Origin of the sequence: Halocella sp. SP3-1, from assembly GCF_003953885.1 — a bacterium.
GTDB classification, from domain to species: domain Bacteria; phylum Bacillota; class Halanaerobiia; order Halanaerobiales; family DTU029; genus Iocasia; species Iocasia fonsfrigidae.
In genome coordinates this window covers 563,113-581,334 of the sequence record NZ_CP032760.1, presented here as the reverse complement: position 1 = coordinate 581,334, position 18,222 = coordinate 563,113, and the positions used below count along the sequence as shown (strand labels likewise).

Genomic DNA, 18,222 nt, shown 5'->3' with positions numbered 1-18,222 from the left:
TCACAAAAAATGAAGACCCCTTATTTATATATTTTATTGAAATTTTTTAATCTCCTTTTATCTCCTCTGCATCATCATCTGAATACATTCTGGCAAGTGATACAACCTTATCACCTTCATCTATTCTAATTACTTTAACCCCCTGGGTATTACGACCTGTCCGGGAAATCTCAGCTACATTAGTTCTGATAATAATCCCCTCACTGGTTATAATAATAAGGTCATACTGGTCATCAACAACCTTAATACCTGCTAGATTACCATTCTTTTCAGTAATATTAGCAGTTATTAATCCCTTACCACCCCTACTCTGTAAGCGATATTCTGAAAGTAGCGTCCTTTTACCATAACCATTTTCTGTTATGATTAATAAATCCTCACCTTCACTATCTACTCCCATACCAATTACAAAGTCATCGTTATTCAAGGTAATAGCTTTAACCCCCATAGAAATTCGTCCTGTTGTCCTAACATCTGATTCATTAAAGTGGATAGCTTTACCCATATAGGTAGCGATAATTATATTCTGTTCACCATCAGTATATTTTACATCAATTAATTCATCATTATCCCTTAGATTAATCCCTATTAACCCAGTATAATGTGATTCATATTCTATTAATGGTGTTTTTTTAATTAAACCATTTTTAGTAACCATAACTAGATATCTCTTATTATCAAATTCCCTGATAGGTATTACAGTTGTAACCCTTTCCTCTTCTTCCAGACTCAAGAGGTTTACAATCGCTGTTCCCCTGGCTTGACGACTCGCTTCAGGTATTTCAAATACCCTTAAACGGTAAACCCGCCCTTTATTAGTAAAGAAAAGGAAGTAGTGATGGGTAGAGGTAATAAAAATATCTTCAACAAAATCTTCATCTTTGGTATTAAGACCAATAATTCCCCTACCACCTCTCCGTTGACTACGGTATGTATCAACATGCATTCGCTTAATATATCCCTGATGGGTCAGGGTTATTACCATTTGTTCTTCAGCAATCAAATCTTCAACATCAAGATCCACCGCTTTATTCCTGATTTCTGTCCTTCTTTCATCCTGATATTTTTCTTTGATAGCTAATAGTTCTTCTTTAATAATACCCAATAATTTACTTTCATCTGCCAAAATTGATTTTAAATAAGCAATCTTTTTTAATAAATCCTGGTATTCCTCTTCAATCTTATCCCTCTCTAAACCAGTTAAACTCTGTAATCTCATTCTCAAAATAGCATCAGCCTGTTTATCACTAAGGCCAAATCTATTAATTAAACCTTCTTTAGCAGTATTTACATCAGGGGCATTTTTAATTAATTGAACTATCTCATCAATATTATCCAGAGCAATCCGGTAACCTTCCAGTATATGTGCCCTGGCTTCAGCATTATTCAAATTATACCTGGTACGACGGGTAACCACTTCTTTTTGATGTTCAATATAATAACCCATCATTTCTTTAAGGTTTAATGTTTTGGGTAAACCATTAACCAAAGCAATCATTATAACACTAAAGGTTACCTGCATTCTAGTATATTTATATAATTGGTTTAAAATTACCTGTGGTATTTCACCCTGTTTAAGCTCAATCATTATCCTTAAACCATTACGGTCAGATTCATCACGAAGGTCACTTATACCACTAATTTTATCATTTCTGACAAGTTCAGCTATTTTTTCAATTAATTTAGCTTTATTTACCTGATAAGGAATTTCATCAACTATTATCCTTGACTTCTCATTCTCATTTTCCTCTATCCTTACCTTTGCCCTGACAGTTAATTTACCCCTACCATTTTTATAGGCTTTATAGATACTGTTTTTCCCCATAATTAACCCACCAGTAGGGAAATCAGGTCCTTTAATAATTTTCATTAAATCAACAATCTCCATGTCAGGGTTGTCTATAAAAGCAATAGTCCCATCTATTACCTCTCTTAAATTATGTGGTGGAATACTGGTAGCCATACCTACAGCTATTCCTGAAGTACCATTAATTAATAGATTTGGTAAACGGGACGGCAGTACTGCTGGTTCTTCCAGTGATTCATCAAAATTAGGTGCAAAATCAACAGTATCTTTATCAATATCCTTTAATAACTCAGTTGTAATACTGGACATTCTTGCCTCAGTATAACGCATTGCTGCAGCTGAATCACCATCAATAGAACCAAAATTACCATGACCATCAACCAGTGGGTAACGAAAAGAGAAATCCTGGGCCATTCTAACCATTGTAGCATAAACCGCTGCATCACCATGTGGATGATATTTACCAAGTACCTCTCCAACTATTCTAGCAGATTTTTTATGGGGTTTATTGGGTGTCATTCCCAATTCATGAAGGGAATATAAAATTCTACGATGTACTGGTTTCAAGCCGTCCCTTACATCAGGTAAAGCCCTACTAACAATAACACTCATCGAATAATCAAGATAAGCCCCTCTCATTTGTTCATCTATATCAACCTGTAATATCTTACCTCTATTAAGATCTTCCGCCATCCTCACACCTTCTTTCTATTATTCTATACATCCAGATTTTCTACTTCATGGCCATGGGAAAGTATAAATTCACGTCTTGGTTCAACCTTATCCCCCATTAAAATAGTAAAGGTTTCATCGGCAATAATGGCGTCTTCTACCTGAACCTGTAGTGTAATTCTTTCCTCAGGATCCATTGTTGTATCCCATAACTGATCAGGGTTCATCTCACCCAGTCCTTTATACCTCTGTAATGAAACCCTATCTCTGCCAATCTCTTCTAATAAATCTAATAGTGCCTTATCATTATAAACATAATCCTCTCTTCTACCCTTTTTAACCTTATATAATGGTGGTTGGGCAATATAGACATAACCTTCCTCAATTAATTGTCTCATATATCTATAAAAAAAGGTCAGTAATAGTGTTCTAATATGGGCACCATCAACATCAGCATCTGTCATAATAATAATTTTACCATAGCGTCTTTTATTTATATCAAATTCATCACCTATGCCAGTTCCAATAGCAGTAATGAGTGATCTTATTTCTTCATTATTTAGTATCTTATTTATCCTTGATTTTTCAACATTAAGAATTTTACCTCTTAAAGGCAGTATTGCCTGAAATTTACGGTCTCTACCCTGTTTAGCAGAACCACCGGCAGAGTCACCCTCAACAATATACATCTCTGTTTTGGTGGTATCTCTTGAAGAACAATCAGCCAGTTTACCAGGTAAAGCAGTATTAGTCAGGGCATTTTTTCTCCTGGTTAACTCCCTGGCTTTTTTAGCTGCCTTTCTCGCCCTTGAAGCATTAAATGCCTTTTCTGTTATTATCTTAGCTACTTTAGGGTTTTCTTCAAGGAATATCGAAAAATATTTGGAAAAGGCTGAATCAACAAAACCCCTCATTTCACTATTACCAAGTTTTGTTTTGGTCTGTCCTTCAAACTGTGGTTCAGCCAGTTTCACACTGACAATAGAGGTTATCCCCTCTCTAATATCCTCACCAGTAAAATTATCATCACCCTCTTTAAGAATACCCTTATTTCTGGCATAATCATTTATTGTCCTAGTTAAAGCACTCTTAAACCCACTGAGATGGGTACCACCTTCATGGGTATTAATATTATTGGCAAAGGTAAAGATATTTTCTATAAAACCATCATTATACTGAATAGCTATCTCTACTTCCCCTTCTTCACTTTCTTCTTCAAAGTAAAAGGGTTCATTAAAAAGCGGGTCTTTTTTACGGTTTAAATATTTTACAAAGGATATAATACCACCTTCATAGCAATATTCCTTTTCTCTTCTCTCTTCTTCCCTTTCATCACGTATAATTATCTTGACACCTTTATTTAAAAAGGCTAATTCCCTTAATCTTTTAATAAGGGTGTTATATTTAAAAACAGTTGTGTCAAATATCTCTTCATCTGCCTTGAAACTTATTGTTGTACCAGTCTTACCATTTGTTTTTCCAACAACCTCTAGATCACTTGCTGCCACACCGCGGGAAAATCTCTGCCTATAAACATTACCATCCTTCCAGTTAACCTCAACTACTAACCATTCAGATAGTGCATTAACAACAGAAACACCAACACCATGTAGGCCCCCAGAAACCTTATACCCTTCACCACCAAACTTACCTCCGGCATGAAGAACAGTTAAGACAACTTCAACAGCAGGTTTTTTCAGCTTAGGATGTAATTCAACAGGTATCCCACGACCATTATCTTTCACGATAATAATATTATCCTCAGCAATTATTACTTCAATTTGATCACAATAACCAGCCATTGCTTCATCAATACTATTATCAACAACTTCATAAACAAGGTGATGTAACCCATCAATACTGGTAGAACCTATATACATACCAGGTCTCTTTCTTACAGCTTCAAGTCCTTCCAACACCTGAATATTTTCCGCCTCATAACTACCTCTTTTTTGAATTATATTTTCATCAGCCATTTATTTTCCCTCACTTTTCCCAGGAAATTCCCTAATCCTTTTTGCTAATGTACTTGAAGAAATCATTGATATATATATTGTTTCTTCTGTTAATACAAAAGATTTAGGATTATTATCTGAATAATCTATTACAAAGCCTTCTTCCTCGGAAACACTAAAAAAATCTTTAGTATTCTGAGAATCTGTCGTACTTGTAATATCTCCAATCATAACTATATCTCTAATAGGAATCATCTTCCCTTCTCCTAGATGTAAAAACAATTAATTCACTCCTCTTTTATATTGCCTTCCCTGACATTAAAAACCTTATAATGATCTCTTTTCAAAACAGACGGAATACTCAAATCTGTAGCAGTTATTATTGTTTGTATACGATCAGTTACTACACTTAGTAATGTATTTCTCCTTAATTCATCAAGCTCAGAAAAAACATCATCTAATAATAAAACAGGGTATTCACCGGTCTCTGATTTCATAAATTCTAGTTCTGCTAATTTTAAAGCAAGGGCTGTTGTACGTTGTTGACCTTGAGAACCAAATTTTCTGATATCTATATCATTGACTTTTAATATTAAATCATCCCGGTGAGGTCCAAAAATAGTATAGCCTTTGTAGATCTCTTCTTTTCTATTATTTACTAAATCCTGCTTAAATATAATATCTGTTTCTTCTTTTTTACCTGTATTACTCAAACTACAATCATAATCTATCTTCAAGTTCTCACTACCATTAGTTATCTTTCTTTGTCCTAGACGAGCCAGTAATTTTAATTTTTCAACCACATCTATTCTTTTATTGATAACTTTACTACCAGTTTCAACTAATTTTTCATCCCATACCTCTAATAATTCTTTGTTATCTTTTTTATCCCTGATATTTTTAAGCAAATTATTTCTCTGTTTTAAGATATGTTTATATTCATTTAAAAGATGATAATAATAAGGACTTACCTGTGATACCTCTATATCAAGAAATTTTCTCCTGTATGAAGGTCCCCCTTTAATTAAATTGAGGTCTTCTGGAGAAAAGAGAACTATATTAAGATTACCAATTAAATCTGATATTTTTTTGTAAGGTGTATTATTTATTTCAATTCGTTTTTGTGAAGCAGTAAAGATAAGTGATAACCTTAAATCCTGGTCTTTCTTTTTTAATAATACTTGTACCAGAGCCTTTTCTCTATGCCAGTTAATTAAATCACTATCAACATTACTTCTATGTGAAGAACCAGTTCCCAGTAAATAAATTGACTCCAGTAGATTAGTTTTTCCCTGACCATTGTATCCCAGTATAATATTTAGATTAGGACTTAAATCAAGCATAGTTTCTTTAATATTTCTATAATTTTTCAAAAGTATTTTATCAATAAACATTTAGTTTTTAATCACCCTATATTTTTCTCTAAATCCTTCAATCTCAACTATATCATCTGTTTTTATTTTATGTGACCTTCTATATTCTATTTCTCCATTAACCTTAACTTTTCCTGCCTGGATTAAAGATTTGGCTTCTCCACCTGACATTACAATATTAGCCCATTTTAAAAACTGATCAAGTTGTATTTCTTTGCTTTTTATAATGATATCATTCATTATTATCCCCCTTAGATAATTTATGCACCAGGTCTGACCGGCATTATCAGATAAATATAATCCCCATTTATTTGCTTTTTTATTGTTAGAGGATTTAATGAACCGATTAATTCTATTACTATAGTATCTTCTTTTAATACTTTAAGTACATCCATTAAATAATTAGCATCAACATCTATTTTTTGTGTATCACCTTCCAGTTCTATTTCAATAGTCTCATGAGCATTTCCTATATCTGATTTGTTTGATTTAATATCCATCCAGTTTTGATTGATAATTAAAGTAACTACATTAGTGTCATGACGTGCTATTAGAGAAACCCTTTTCACTGCTTTTGAAAATTCGGTCCTGTCGATTTTAACCTTGGTATTACTACTATCAGGTAAAACTTGTTGATAATTAGGAAATTTACCTTCTATAAGTCTAGAAATAAACACAATATCATTAAAGTTGAATCTTATATAATTTTCACTGATAAGCATTGTTAAGTCTTCATTATTATCATTATCAATAAGGTGAGATAATTCATTTAAGGTGTTACCTGGTAATATTACATTAATATTCTGGTCAATTGATGAAGTATTATTTATTTTGCTAAAAGCAAGACGATAGGTGTTTGTGGTTACTAAATTTATACTATTGTCGTTGATAGACATTAATCCACCTGTTAAAGCTGGTTGTGTCTGGTCATTGGAAGTAGCAAATTTAACTTCATCGATCATTTCTTTATAGTTTAAAGAAGGAATCTTTAAACTATAAGAACCTTTAATTTCAGGTAATTGTGGGAATTCATCTGCTTCAAATCCTTTTATGTTGAATTCAGAATTCAAGCAATTTATGTTGACATTAAAATGTTCCATATCTGCTTTAAATAATACATCAGCTGCTGGTAATTCTCTAATAATATTAGTTAATTGTACTGCAGGTAAAACAATGGCCCCTTCTTCTTTTATTTCCGCATCAAGCCAATATTCTATACCTATTTCTAAATTATTGGCTATCAAATGAATACCTTTATCCAGAATAGCTTCAATATAAATACCTGTTAAGATAGTCATTGTACTTTTGGATGAAACTGCTTTTTCTACTATCTGAATACCGTTATAAAAATCTTTTTGAAAAATGTTAAATAACATAAAAAAAACCCCCTGAATATTTGAATTTCAAAAAAAATTTATAAAAAATGTGGATAAGTTTGTTTGTCCAATAATAATAAATATATTATATAAAAATTAGTAGTACTAGTAGTAGTACCTGTAGATATGTTGAAAACCGACTTTAATATTGTTATATTAACAAACAAAGCTGTATAGAGATTGTTAATAGTAGGTAGATTGTTTTCCACATAAAAACAGAAAAAAAATCTAGAAATCTTTATACACAGATCTTACACATCTTGTACAGAGATATATTAACAGGATCGTTAATTATTTTTTATCCTTTCTATAAGTTTATCAATAGTTGTTTTAAAATCAATTTCATCCTTATATTTTTTATCTACTTTGTTATGTGCGTGTAAAACGGTTGTGTGATCCCTCCCACCAAACTCTTCACCTATCTGTGGTAAAGAGAGATCTGTTAATTCTCTGGCAAGGTACATAGCAATCTGACGTGGAAAAGCAATATTCTGTGTTCTCTTTTTGGAATTCATATCATCCATTTTTAGGTTATAATAATCTACAACTATTTTTTTAATCAAATCAATATCTATTACTTTAAAGGATTCATTTTTCTTGGCAATCAGATCCTTTAAAGCTTCCTGGGCCAGATCAGTATCTATTTCTTTGTCTACCAGTGATGAATAAGCAATTACTTTAATAAGTGCCCCTTCAAGTTCTCTAATGTTAGACTGAATTTGATTAGCTATATAGATAATTACTTCATTAGGAACAGATAGTTCTACAAGATCTGCTTTTTTTCTTAGAATTGCGATTCTGGTCTCCAGGTCGGGTTTTTGCATATCTGTTATTAAGCCCCATTCAAACCTGGAACGCAGTCTATCTTCAAGTGTAGGTATTTCCTTTGGAGGACGGTCACTTGAAATAATTAATTGTCTATTTGATTCATGTAAGGCATTAAAGGTATGGAAGAATTCCTCTTGAGTTCTTTCTTTACCTGCTAAAAACTGTATATCATCAACCAATAATATATCAATATTTCTATATTTTTCACGGACTTCCCTGGTTCTATCATCTTTAATAGCGTTAATTAATTCATTAGTAAAGGTTTCAGAGGAAACATACATTACTTTACTTTCTGGTGTATGGTCCAGGATGAAATGGGCAATTGCCTGCATTAAATGTGTTTTTCCAAGACCAACATCACCATATATAAATAAGGGGTTATAAGCTTTAGCAGGGGCTTCAGCAACAGCTAAAGAAGCAGCATGGGCAAAGCGGTTACTATTACCTACTACAAATGTATCGAAAGTATATTTGGGATTTAAACCAGCAAAATCAGTATTATTATTTTTAATATCAGGTGTTTTGTTTTTATTGTTATTAGCATCTCTATTTTTATAATCTGTTTTAGATTCAGAATTTGTTTGTGAATTAATTTTATTCATTTCTTTCTCCAATTCTTCAGGTGTCAAGAATTTAATTGTACATTTGTTTTTCGTTAAGCTAAAAATAATTTCTCCAATTAAGGCAAGATAACGTTGTTCAAGCCAATCTTTAATAAAATTATTAGGTACTTTAATTAATAGATGATTATTTTCTGTCAGGTGGACTGGTTTAGTATCAGAAAACCAGGTATTAAAACTAGGATTGCTTAATTTCTCTTTTATTTTATTAAGAGTCTCCTGCCAGATGTGTTCTAACTCTTCTTGTGAAAAAGACATAAAAAAACCCCCTGAAATATATATAATTATATAGTAAAAAAGAATAATTTTAAATAGTTATTAACAATTTTGTGGATAAGTATTTGCTTTATCCACAGGAATAAGGTAATTAAATTAGCCCTAAATAAATTAATATGGCTTAATTAATTTAATAAAATGTGGATAAATGATAAAATTATCCACAGACAACCACCTTTTTGGAATTGTTATCAACAAAATGTGGATAAAAACACTTGTTTTGTGGATAACTTATAGTTAAAAAGGGAATAATTACAGTATTAAAGAGTGGTGATAAAACTAACAATCTGTGGATAATATAAATTATTAAGTTGTTAATCAAATAAAAAGGTATATATGTATGCTTGAAAATCATCTGAATAATTAACAGCATGTTAATAATATAATAACAGATATCTATTTGATTATCAACAGTTTAAAATTATATTAGATCCCCTGTGAATATAAATGATCCTTGACTCAATTTGTTAAATAACATATAATAAACTGTGTAATTATAGCTATAATAATACATTAATGTTAGGTTTTCTGGTAAAAATAGTTATAAATATAATCTGTTGGGGGGTTTTTCTTATTTGTGGAGAGCTTGAAAAAAAATAAAGATTTTAGCAGGGTTTATTCCAGGGGAAAATCTTTTGCAACATATAATCTTGTCTTATATTATTATCCCAATAGATTAGATTATAATAGAATTGGCTATTCTATTAGTAAAAAAATTGGTAATGCTGTTGTTAGGAATAAACTAAGGAGAAGATTAAAGGAAATTACTAGATTAAATTCCAATGTTAAAAAGGGTTATGATCTTATTTTTATTGCCCGTAAACCGGTTATTAATTTACAATATTCAGGGTTAGAAAGAGATGTTATTAAACTATATAAAAAAGCTGGTATATGGGATAAGCCTTAAAAAAGAAGGAGATAATGATAATGAAAAAAATTTTAATTATGTTAATAAATATTTATCAAAGGATAATATCTCCTTTACTGCCTAAAAGCTGCCGTTTTTATCCAACATGTTCTGCATATTCTAAAGAGGCGATATTAAAATATGGTGTTTTCAGGGGTTGTTTATTAAGTATCAAGCGGATAGTCAGGTGTCATCCCTTTAATAAAGGTGGATATGACCCTGTAGAATAGGAGGAATTAAAATGGGTTGGTTAACAGATATAATGAGTGAGGCTTTACTTTTTATAAATGGGTTGGTTAATAATTATGGTTTATCGATTATTATTTTTACAGTAATAATAAGATTATTAATGTATCCCTTACAGGCTAAACAAACGAAATCAATGAAACAGATGCAGGATTTACAACCTAAGATGAAGGAGATACAGGAAAAATATAAGGATGATAAACAAAAACAACAGGAAGAATTAGCTAAATTATACAAAGAAAATAATGCAAACCCAATGGCAGGTTGTTTACCAATGATAGTAACTATGATCATAATCTTCCCTTTATACAGATCAATTTATGGTCTGGATATGGATAATACAACATTTTTATGGATACAAAACCTGGCTCAACCTGATATAGCACTGGTTATTTTAAATGGTTTAGCCATGTTTGGTTCAACATACCTGACACAGCAATTTACAGCCAGTTCATCTCAGAATACTACGATGATGTATATTATGCCGCTTTTTATAATCTTTGTTGGTTTTAAGTTGCCAGCGGGTGTTTTAATCTACTGGTTTACTCAAACTGTACTTCTCTCACTACAACAATATATTATTTATAATAGTCCTGATGAGAAGGAGGTAGTGAAAGAATAATGAAGGTTATTAGGCAGGAAGGTAAAACTATCGATGAGGCCTTAAACCTTGCTTTGGATAAATTACAGATAAGTAAAAATGAAGCTGAGGTTAAAGTATTAGATGAAGGTTCTAAAGGGATCTTTGGCATTATAGGCAGTAAAAATGCTGTAGTAGAAGTAAAGCCTAAAGTAAATCCCATTAAAGTCGGTAAAGAATTTTTAGATGAGATTTTTAAAAAAATGCCTTTTGAAGCTGAAATATCTGTATTAGAAGATAAAACAAATGATGAGCAGGTATTATATAATATAAGTAGTAAAGACCTGGGTATTATTATAGGACATAGGGGTGAAACCCTTGATGCGATACAATATTTGACTTCTTTAATTGTTAATAAATCAATAGAATCCTATTACCGTGTTTTAATAGACGCTGATGGTTACCGTGATAGAAGGAAGGGTACCCTGGAGAGACTGGCCAATAAATTAGCCCGTAAGGCATTATCAACAGGTCGTAAGGTAATGCTTGAACCCATGCCTCCTCATGAACGGAGGATTATTCATATGACTTTACGGGGAGATGAGCGGGTTAATACCTATAGTGAGGGCAAAGAACCCTACCGGCGGGTAATGATAGTTGCTGAGGAAAAAACAGCTAATAAGAAGGATAATAATTAAAATTACTGTTAACAATAAGCCCAGTAGGATATCCTGCTGGGTTTTACTTTGTTTAAGTGAGGTGTTAAAATGACATTATTGAATACAGAGACGATTGCTGCTATTTCTACACCTTTTGGGTCGGCAGGTATTGGTAAGATTAGAATGAGTGGTCCAGAAGCTATTACAATAGCGGCATCTCTATTTAAATCAGTAAAAAAAGAAAAGGACTTAAGAGAGGCAGCAAGTTATACTGCACATTACGGATATATTGTTGATTCTAAATCAGGTAAAGAGGCTGATGAGGTTATTTGTATTATTATGAAAGGTCCCCATTCATTTACAGGAGAAGATGTTGTAGAGTTAGATTGTCATGGTGGTATGGTTCCTTTACAGAGGGTTTTGGATATCCTTTTACAAAATGGTGCTAGATTAGCAGAACCGGGGGAGTTTTCCAAAAGGGCTTTTTTAAATGGACGGATAGATCTTGCTCAGGCCGAAGGGATAATGGAAGTAATTAATTCTAAAACAGAGAAAGGACTGGATGTAGCTTTAAACCAGTTGGGTGGTAAATTATCATCACAGGTGGGATTATTGAAAGATAAAGTAATAGAACTTATGGCTTATCTGGAAGCAGCTATAGATTTCCCCGAAGATGAGGTTGAAGGGTTTAAATCAAAAGAACTGGGAGATAAATTGTATTCTATAAAGGATGGAATAAAGGAACTACTGGAAACCAGTAGACAGGGAAAGATATATCGTGAAGGAATAAAAACAGTTATTGTTGGTAAACCAAATGTAGGCAAATCTAGTTTATTAAATACCTTGCTTGAAGAAAAAAGGGCTATTGTTACTGATGTTCCGGGGACTACCAGGGATATTATTGAAGAATTTATTAATATCAAGGGGATTCCTCTAAAGATAATTGATACAGCTGGTATCAGGAAGACAGAGGATCTTGTAGAGAAGATTGGGGTTAAGAAAGCAGAAGAAACCCTTAAAAAAGCAGATCTAATTTTGATGATGATTGATATTAGTCAGGGATTAACAGAGGTTGATTTAATGATTTATCAGTTAATTAAGGAAAAACCATTAATAGTTATTGTCAATAAAACTGATCTCCCAGCCAAAGTTAATTTTTCTAAACTACGGAAGGAATTTACTGGTCACCCCCTACTTGAGATTTCTATAAAAGAAGATCAAGGACTTAATGAATTAAAAGAGGCTATTATAGATGAAGTGCTTGATGAAGAATTAAAGAGTGATGAAGAAGTATTTATAACCAGAACAAGACATAAAAATGCCCTTGAACATTCACTCCAGGCTATTAAGCGGGTAATAAAGACCTATCAGGAAAAACTACCTTATGATTTTTTTACAATAGATTTAAGGGATTGTTTAATAGGATTGAGTGATATTACGGGTGAAACCCTGGCAGATGATATAATTGATAGGATATTTAAGGACTTTTGTCTAGGTAAGTAATTTACTAAGTAAATTGGAGGGTTTTTATATGAGTAAAGAAATTTATCGATATCCCCTGAAATATGATGTAATAGTAATTGGGGCTGGTCATGCAGGTTGTGAGGCTTCACTGGCTCCGGCTAGAATGGGTTTTAAAGTCCTTACTTTAACAGTTAATCTGGATCATGTTGCCTTTATGCCTTGTAATCCCTCATTAGGTGGTCCCGGGAAATCACATATTGTCAGGGAAATAGATGCCCTGGGGGGAGAAATGGCCAAAAATATGGATGAAACTATGATTCAGATCAGGATGTTAAATACCAGAAAAGGGCCAGCTGTTCATGGATTACGTGGTCAGGCTGACAAGAAAGAATACCATTTAAGGATGAAAAGAATCATGGAACGTCAGGATAATCTGGATTTAAAACAGGGTATAGTTGAACAGATTGTTGTAGAAAATGGTGAGATAAAAGGGGTAATAACCAAAACAGGTATCTTCTATTCAGGAAAAAAGATTATTATTACTACGGGTACTTTTCTTAAAGGAAGGGTTATTATCGGTGAAGCAACTTTTAATGCTGGTCCTAATCAGCAGTATCCTGCTAATAAATTATCAAATTCCCTTAAGAAGGAGGGCCTGGAATTAAGAAGGTTTAAGACTGGTACACCTCCCAGAATTAATAAAAATACCCTTGATTTTTCCAAAATGCAGGAACAGAAGGGTGAGGAAGGGTTGAGATTTTCTTTTGATAGTAAACCTGAGATTAAGGAACAGGTTTCTTGCTGGTTAACCTATACTACAACAGAAACCCATCGTATTATAAAAAAAAACAAGCATAGGGCACCCCTTTTTAGTGGTGCAATAGAAGGGGTAGGTCCTCGTTACTGTCCTTCTATTGAGGATAAAGTAATACGTTTTCCAGATAAGGAGAGGCATCAGCTCTTTTTAGAGCCAGAAGGACTCTCTACAGATGAATATTATGTCGCTGGTTTATCAACCAGTCTGCCATTGGAGGTACAGCTGGAGATAATTAGCACTATACCAGGTTTGGAAAATGCAGAAATCATGAGACCTGCTTATGCAATTGAATATGATTGTCTTAACCCAACAGAACTCAAACTTAGTCTGGAAACAAAGAAGATAAGGGGACTCTATGCTGCTGGTCAAATAAATGGAACTTCTGGATATGAAGAAGCTGCCGGTCAGGGGTTGATAGCAGGTATAAACTCTGTATTGAGTTTAAAGGGTGAAGATCCTTTAATTTTAAATAGGTCACAGGCTTATATAGGTGTTCTAATAGATGAATTAGTAACCAAGGGGACAAATGAGCCTTATAGGATTATGACTTCAAGGGCAGAGTATAGATTGTTATTAAGACAGGATAATGCTGACCAGCGTTTAACCCCAATTGGATATAGGTTGGGATTGATATCAGAAGAGAGGTATAAACTCTTTGTTAAGAAAAGAGAGATGGTTAAGGAATTATTAGGGATTTTAAAGAATACACAGCTTAACCCTACAGAGGATGTTAGGAAAAAATTAAAAGAATTAGGGAGTGGTGATCTGGCTAAGCCTGTTAGTCTTGAAGAAATATTGCGCAGACCTGAAATTAATTTTAGGGATTTAGTGTATTTTACGGATAAAAATCTAGATTATCCAATTGAAGTAAGTGAACAGGTAAGTATTCAAGTTAAGTATCAGGGCTATATTGAGAGACAAATGTTACAGGTTGAGCAGTTCAAAAAGATGGAAAAGAAGTATATTCCTGAAGATATTGATTATAACAGTCTTAAAAATCTGAGATTGGAAGCACGTGAAAAACTTAATAAAATCAGACCGAGGTCTATTGGACAGGCTTCCAGAATATCAGGGGTATCACCAGCAGATATATCAGTCTTGATGATTTATCTGGAACAGTTACAAAGGAGCAAAAAAAGTGAAGAAAAGTATTTTTAAAGAAAAAGTGACTAAAGGTATAACAGATATGGGGCTGGAATTTACAAATATACCAGTAGATAGACTTTGGGTATATACTAATTTATTAATATCAGAAAATAAAAAATACAATTTAACAGCTATAGTAGATTATGAAGAGATAATTAATAAACACTTCCTGGACTCCCTTGGTTTTTTTCAGTTAGGGAGTTTTAGGAATGGAGACTATGTGATAGATGTTGGAACTGGTCCAGGTTTTCCAGGGATGGTTATCAAGATATTTTTTCCGCAGATTTCTTTAGTATTACTTGATGCCAACAAAAAAAAGGTTAGGTTTTTGCAATTGCTTATTGAACATTTGCAAGTCGATAATGTGGAAGTAATTCATGGCAGAGCAGAAGACTTGGCTGATAAATCCTCTTATCGAGAGAGATTTGACTTTGTTTTTTCAAGGGCTGTTGCTCCTTTAAATATACTGGCTGAATATACCCTACCTTTTGCTAGGGTAAAGGGACAGGTTCAGCTTTATAAAGGCCCTGATTGTCAACAGGAGATTGAAGAAGGTGCAGGAGCAGTGATGACACTAGGTGGGATTATTAATAATGTTAAAAAAATTAAGATACCATCTTTAACAGGAGAAAGATATATTATAGATATAGAAAAACGAAAAAAAACACCAGTTAAATATCCCCGCAAGGCAGGTATTCCAAAAAAACGTCCGCTTTAGGCAGGAAAAAATTTAGTTATGAAGAAATTTATAGATATAGTTTCTGGAGGTAAATAATGATGAAGTTTTCTTTTCGTAATGATGATAATATAAAAGAACAGATACATAATATTTCAATTGATATGATATCACCTAATCCCTTTCAACCTCGTAAGGAATTTAATGCTGAAGAGATAATTGAGCTGGCCAATTCAATAAAAAGTTATGGTGTAATTCAACCACTTACAGTTCGTAAATCTGGCAATAAATATGAACTAATTGCTGGCGAAAGAAGGCTTAGAGCTTGTAAAAGCGTTGGAATTACTGAAGTTCCAGTAATTATAAAAGAGATTGAGGATAAAGAGATGGCTGAGATTGCCTTAGTAGAAAATCTTCAGCGTAAGGACCTTAATTTTTTAGAAGAGGCCAGGGCTTATGAGCAATTACTTGATAAATTTAATTTTACACAGGTTCAATTAGCTGAAAAAATCGGAAAGAGCCAATCAACTATTGCCAATAAGATTCGTATTTTATCACTGGCAACAGATGTATGTCAGCAAATTGATCCGTCTATTATGACAGAAAGACATACCAGGGCTTTATTAAAATTAAAAAATAAAGAAGATCAACTTAGAGTAATAGAAATGATTAAGGAAAGGGAAATGACCGTTAAAGAAACAGAAAAAGCGATAGATAGAATAATCAATGGACAAAAAGAGGGCAATACAGTAACAATTTATAAAGACTTACGTCTTTTTATTAACACTTTACAAGGCTCTATCAAGGAAATGAAAACAGCTGGTCTTGATGTCAAGGTAGAGAGAAGTGAAGATGAAGAATATGTAGAGTTTAACATTCGTTTGCCTAAAAATAAAGAATAAAGGGGTGATTTACTTGGGCAAGAAGATAGCTATTGTTAATCAAAAGGGTGGTGTTGGGAAAAGTACTACTGCTGTTAATTTAGCTGCTTGTCTGGCCGAAATGGGGCAGCAGGTACTCTTGATTGATGTTGACCCACAGGGGAATGCCACCAGTGGTATTGGAATCGAAAAAAGCAAACTTGATATTAGCATTTATGATGTAATGATAGATGAGATTGCAGTTGGTGATGGAATATTATCAACAGAGATAGAGGGTTTTTATGTTCTGCCTGCAAATATAGACCTGGCAGGGGCAGAAATCGAACTGGTTTCTATGATCTCAAGGGAAAGTCGCTTAAAAAAAATAACAAGTCAGATAGATGAAGATTATGATTATATATTATTTGACTGTCCTCCTTCACTGGGACTTTTGACATTAAATGCCTTAACAGCTGCAGATGGAATATTGGTACCGATCCAGTGTGAATACTATGCCCTGGAAGGACTGGGTCAATTAATGAATACTGTTGAGCTGGTACAGAAAAATTTAAATCCAGAGCTGGAGATTGAGGGTGTATTATTGACTATGTATGACGCTAGGACAAACCTTTCTCAGCAGGTGATTGATGAGGTGAAAAAGTATTTTAATGATAAGGTTTATAATACAATTATACCGAGAAATGTACGGTTAAGTGAAGCACCTAGTTTCGGGAAACCTATTAATGAGTATGATAAGAGTTCCAGAGGGGCAGTTGCTTATCGTGAATTAGCAAAGGAAGTGACCAGTAATGTCTAAAAGTAGATTAGGAAAAGGATTAGGAGCTTTGATTACTGATACAGGTTATGAAGAAGAAAATAGCCAGGGCAGATTTAAGGAGGTTTTTATAGACCAGATTGAGCCTAATCCCTATCAACCCCGCCAGGAATTTGAGGATGAATACCTGGAGGAATTAGCTAATTCAATTAAAGAAAATGGTGTAATACAACCTATTACTATAAGACAGATAAAACCTGAGCGCTATCAACTGGTTACTGGGGAAAGGAGATGGAGGGCATCCCAGTTGATCGGCCTAAAAAAGATCCCTGCTATTATACGCAAATATGACGATCAACAGATGATGGAAACTGCCTTAATAGAAAATTTACAGCGCGAGGATTTAAATCCTCTAGAAGAGGCTCAGGCCTATCAGCGCATGTTAGATGAATTTAATATGACTCAGGAAGAAGTGGCCCAGAAGGTAGGAAAAAGCCGCTCCAGTATTGCTAATACAGTAAGATTATTAAACCTGCCGCCAAAAATTCAGGTCTATGTTTCACGTGAAACTCTATCCATGGGACATGCCAGGGCATTATTATCATTAAAGGATTTAAAACAACAGATAAAGGCGGCAGACTATGTACTCAAAAATAAACTTTCTGTACGTGAAACAGAAAAATATATTTATCAATTGAATAATAAAAAAGAAAAACAGGAGACTGTTAAAAATGCAAATAAAGTAAAATTAGGGCCAGAGTGGAGAACAGCCCAACAAAAATTAGCTAATTATTTAGGAACAAAGGTTAAAATTAAGAATAGAAATAATAAGAAGATAATAACTATTGAATGTGATAATTATACAGATATCATAAAATTAATTAATAAAATATAAGTAAATGCTTTGCATAATTAATTATTGTATTAACCCAGCACTCCCAATATTATACATCAAGTATGCACTGATTCAGCATTCACGTTATTTTATATTGGGATAAAAAAAACCAGAACGAATTTAGTGTCAGACGATTACTGGCTATTTTGCACTGCCTCTTATATCTAAACACGCAAGGAAGGAGCCAGTACTAACGAATCGACTTGTGTCGCACTGCCTCCTTTATTAAACACGCAAGGAAGGAGCCAGTACTAACGAATCGACTTGTGTCGCACTGCCTCCTTTTTTTC

At 33.2% G+C, this 18,222-nt stretch carries 17 protein-coding genes; 10 read left to right on the top strand and 7 right to left on the bottom strand.

Annotated features, from left to right (window positions below; genetic code table 11):
- Nucleotides 1-46 precede the first annotated feature (46 nt).
- The 7 genes from gyrA to dnaA form a co-directional block, all read right to left on the bottom strand.
- Entirely contained in the window at nucleotides 47-2,500 is a 2,454-nt protein-coding gene (gene gyrA / locus D7D81_RS02750) for a DNA gyrase subunit A (protein WP_125987107.1), read from the bottom strand.
- Between the two features lie 23 nt (nucleotides 2,501-2,523).
- Nucleotides 2,524-4,455 (bottom strand): DNA topoisomerase (ATP-hydrolyzing) subunit B, encoded by a 1,932-nt coding sequence (gyrB, locus tag D7D81_RS02745; protein WP_125987105.1) that lies wholly within the window; start codon nucleotides 4,453-4,455, stop codon nucleotides 2,524-2,526.
- Nucleotides 4,456-4,716 carry an extracellular matrix regulator RemB gene (gene remB / locus D7D81_RS02740; protein WP_125987103.1) on the bottom strand — a complete coding sequence of 87 codons (261 nt, stop codon included), beginning with the start codon at nucleotides 4,714-4,716 and terminating at the stop codon, nucleotides 4,456-4,458. It abuts the gene before it with no gap.
- 5 nt (nucleotides 4,717-4,721) lie between these two features.
- A complete protein-coding gene (gene recF, locus D7D81_RS02735) occupies nucleotides 4,722-5,807 on the bottom strand; it encodes a DNA replication/repair protein RecF (protein ID WP_286170110.1) in 1,086 nt (361 codons plus the stop codon).
- A gap of 21 nt (nucleotides 5,808-5,828) precedes the next feature.
- Nucleotides 5,829-6,047 (bottom strand): RNA-binding S4 domain-containing protein, encoded by a 219-nt coding sequence (locus tag D7D81_RS02730; protein WP_125987099.1) that lies wholly within the window; start codon nucleotides 6,045-6,047, stop codon nucleotides 5,829-5,831.
- A 20-nt stretch (nucleotides 6,048-6,067) separates the two neighbouring features.
- Complete coding sequence (gene dnaN / locus D7D81_RS02725) at nucleotides 6,068-7,183, bottom strand: DNA polymerase III subunit beta (RefSeq protein WP_125987097.1); 1,116 nt, start codon at nucleotides 7,181-7,183, stop codon at nucleotides 6,068-6,070.
- A gap of 287 nt (nucleotides 7,184-7,470) precedes the next feature.
- Nucleotides 7,471-8,889, bottom strand: coding sequence for a chromosomal replication initiator protein DnaA (dnaA, locus tag D7D81_RS02720; RefSeq protein WP_125987095.1), 1,419 nt, complete (start codon nucleotides 8,887-8,889; stop codon nucleotides 7,471-7,473).
- A gap of 595 nt (nucleotides 8,890-9,484) precedes the next feature.
- Here dnaA and rnpA point away from each other — a divergent pair.
- From rnpA to D7D81_RS02670, 10 genes are all read left to right on the top strand, one after another.
- Nucleotides 9,485-9,814 carry a ribonuclease P protein component gene (gene rnpA / locus D7D81_RS02715; RefSeq protein ID WP_125987093.1) on the top strand — a complete coding sequence of 110 codons (330 nt, stop codon included), beginning with the start codon at nucleotides 9,485-9,487 and terminating at the stop codon, nucleotides 9,812-9,814.
- Nucleotides 9,815-9,834: 20 nt separating this feature from the next.
- Complete coding sequence (gene yidD / locus D7D81_RS02710; RefSeq protein ID WP_125987091.1) at nucleotides 9,835-10,044, top strand: membrane protein insertion efficiency factor YidD; 210 nt, start codon at nucleotides 9,835-9,837, stop codon at nucleotides 10,042-10,044.
- A gap of 11 nt (nucleotides 10,045-10,055) precedes the next feature.
- Nucleotides 10,056-10,682 carry a YidC/Oxa1 family membrane protein insertase gene (locus tag D7D81_RS02705; protein WP_125987089.1) on the top strand — a complete coding sequence of 209 codons (627 nt, stop codon included), beginning with the start codon at nucleotides 10,056-10,058 and terminating at the stop codon, nucleotides 10,680-10,682.
- Complete coding sequence (jag, locus tag D7D81_RS02700) at nucleotides 10,682-11,338, top strand: RNA-binding cell elongation regulator Jag/EloR (protein WP_125987087.1); 657 nt, start codon at nucleotides 10,682-10,684, stop codon at nucleotides 11,336-11,338. Before D7D81_RS02705 ends, jag begins: the two co-directional genes overlap by 1 nt.
- A 69-nt stretch (nucleotides 11,339-11,407) precedes the next feature.
- Complete coding sequence (gene mnmE, locus D7D81_RS02695) at nucleotides 11,408-12,802, top strand: tRNA uridine-5-carboxymethylaminomethyl(34) synthesis GTPase MnmE (RefSeq protein WP_125987085.1); 1,395 nt, start codon at nucleotides 11,408-11,410, stop codon at nucleotides 12,800-12,802.
- A gap of 28 nt (nucleotides 12,803-12,830) precedes the next feature.
- Nucleotides 12,831-14,738, top strand: coding sequence for a tRNA uridine-5-carboxymethylaminomethyl(34) synthesis enzyme MnmG (mnmG, locus tag D7D81_RS02690; RefSeq protein ID WP_125987083.1), 1,908 nt, complete (start codon nucleotides 12,831-12,833; stop codon nucleotides 14,736-14,738).
- A complete protein-coding gene (rsmG, locus tag D7D81_RS02685; RefSeq protein ID WP_125987081.1) occupies nucleotides 14,719-15,444 on the top strand; it encodes a 16S rRNA (guanine(527)-N(7))-methyltransferase RsmG in 726 nt (241 codons plus the stop codon). Before mnmG ends, rsmG begins: the two co-directional genes overlap by 20 nt.
- A 56-nt stretch (nucleotides 15,445-15,500) precedes the next feature.
- Nucleotides 15,501-16,304, top strand: coding sequence for a nucleoid occlusion protein (gene noc / locus D7D81_RS02680; protein WP_286170109.1), 804 nt, complete (start codon nucleotides 15,501-15,503; stop codon nucleotides 16,302-16,304).
- Nucleotides 16,305-16,317: 13 nt separating this feature from the next.
- The gene (locus D7D81_RS02675) at nucleotides 16,318-17,079 is read left to right on the top strand and encodes a ParA family protein (protein WP_125987079.1); all 762 of its coding nucleotides are present in this window, start codon (nucleotides 16,318-16,320) and stop codon (nucleotides 17,077-17,079) included.
- On the top strand, nucleotides 17,072-17,932 hold the full coding sequence (locus tag D7D81_RS02670) for a ParB/RepB/Spo0J family partition protein (protein ID WP_125987077.1): 861 nt from the start codon (nucleotides 17,072-17,074) through the stop codon (nucleotides 17,930-17,932). The genes D7D81_RS02675 and D7D81_RS02670 overlap by 8 nt, the downstream gene beginning before the upstream one ends.
- Nucleotides 17,933-18,222 lie beyond the last annotated feature (290 nt).

Coding starts and splice junctions, on each gene's coding strand:
- gyrA (WP_125987107.1), bottom strand. CDS start 2,500: ATGGCGGAAGATCTTAATAGAGGTAAGATATTACAGGTTGATATAGAT.
- gyrB (WP_125987105.1), bottom strand. CDS start 4,455: ATGGCTGATGAAAATATAATTCAAAAAAGAGGTAGTTATGAGGCGGAA.
- D7D81_RS02730 (WP_125987099.1), bottom strand. CDS start 6,047: ATGAATGATATCATTATAAAAAGCAAAGAAATACAACTTGATCAGTTT.
- dnaN (WP_125987097.1), bottom strand. CDS start 7,183: ATGTTATTTAACATTTTTCAAAAAGATTTTTATAACGGTATTCAGATA.
- dnaA (WP_125987095.1), bottom strand. CDS start 8,889: ATGTCTTTTTCACAAGAAGAGTTAGAACACATCTGGCAGGAGACTCTT.
- yidD (WP_125987091.1), top strand. CDS start 9,835: ATGAAAAAAATTTTAATTATGTTAATAAATATTTATCAAAGGATAATA.
- D7D81_RS02705 (WP_125987089.1), top strand. CDS start 10,056: ATGGGTTGGTTAACAGATATAATGAGTGAGGCTTTACTTTTTATAAAT.
- jag (WP_125987087.1), top strand. CDS start 10,682: ATGAAGGTTATTAGGCAGGAAGGTAAAACTATCGATGAGGCCTTAAAC.
- mnmE (WP_125987085.1), top strand. CDS start 11,408: ATGACATTATTGAATACAGAGACGATTGCTGCTATTTCTACACCTTTT.
- mnmG (WP_125987083.1), top strand. CDS start 12,831: ATGAGTAAAGAAATTTATCGATATCCCCTGAAATATGATGTAATAGTA.
- noc (WP_286170109.1), top strand. CDS start 15,501: ATGATGAAGTTTTCTTTTCGTAATGATGATAATATAAAAGAACAGATA.
- D7D81_RS02670 (WP_125987077.1), top strand. CDS start 17,072: ATGTCTAAAAGTAGATTAGGAAAAGGATTAGGAGCTTTGATTACTGAT.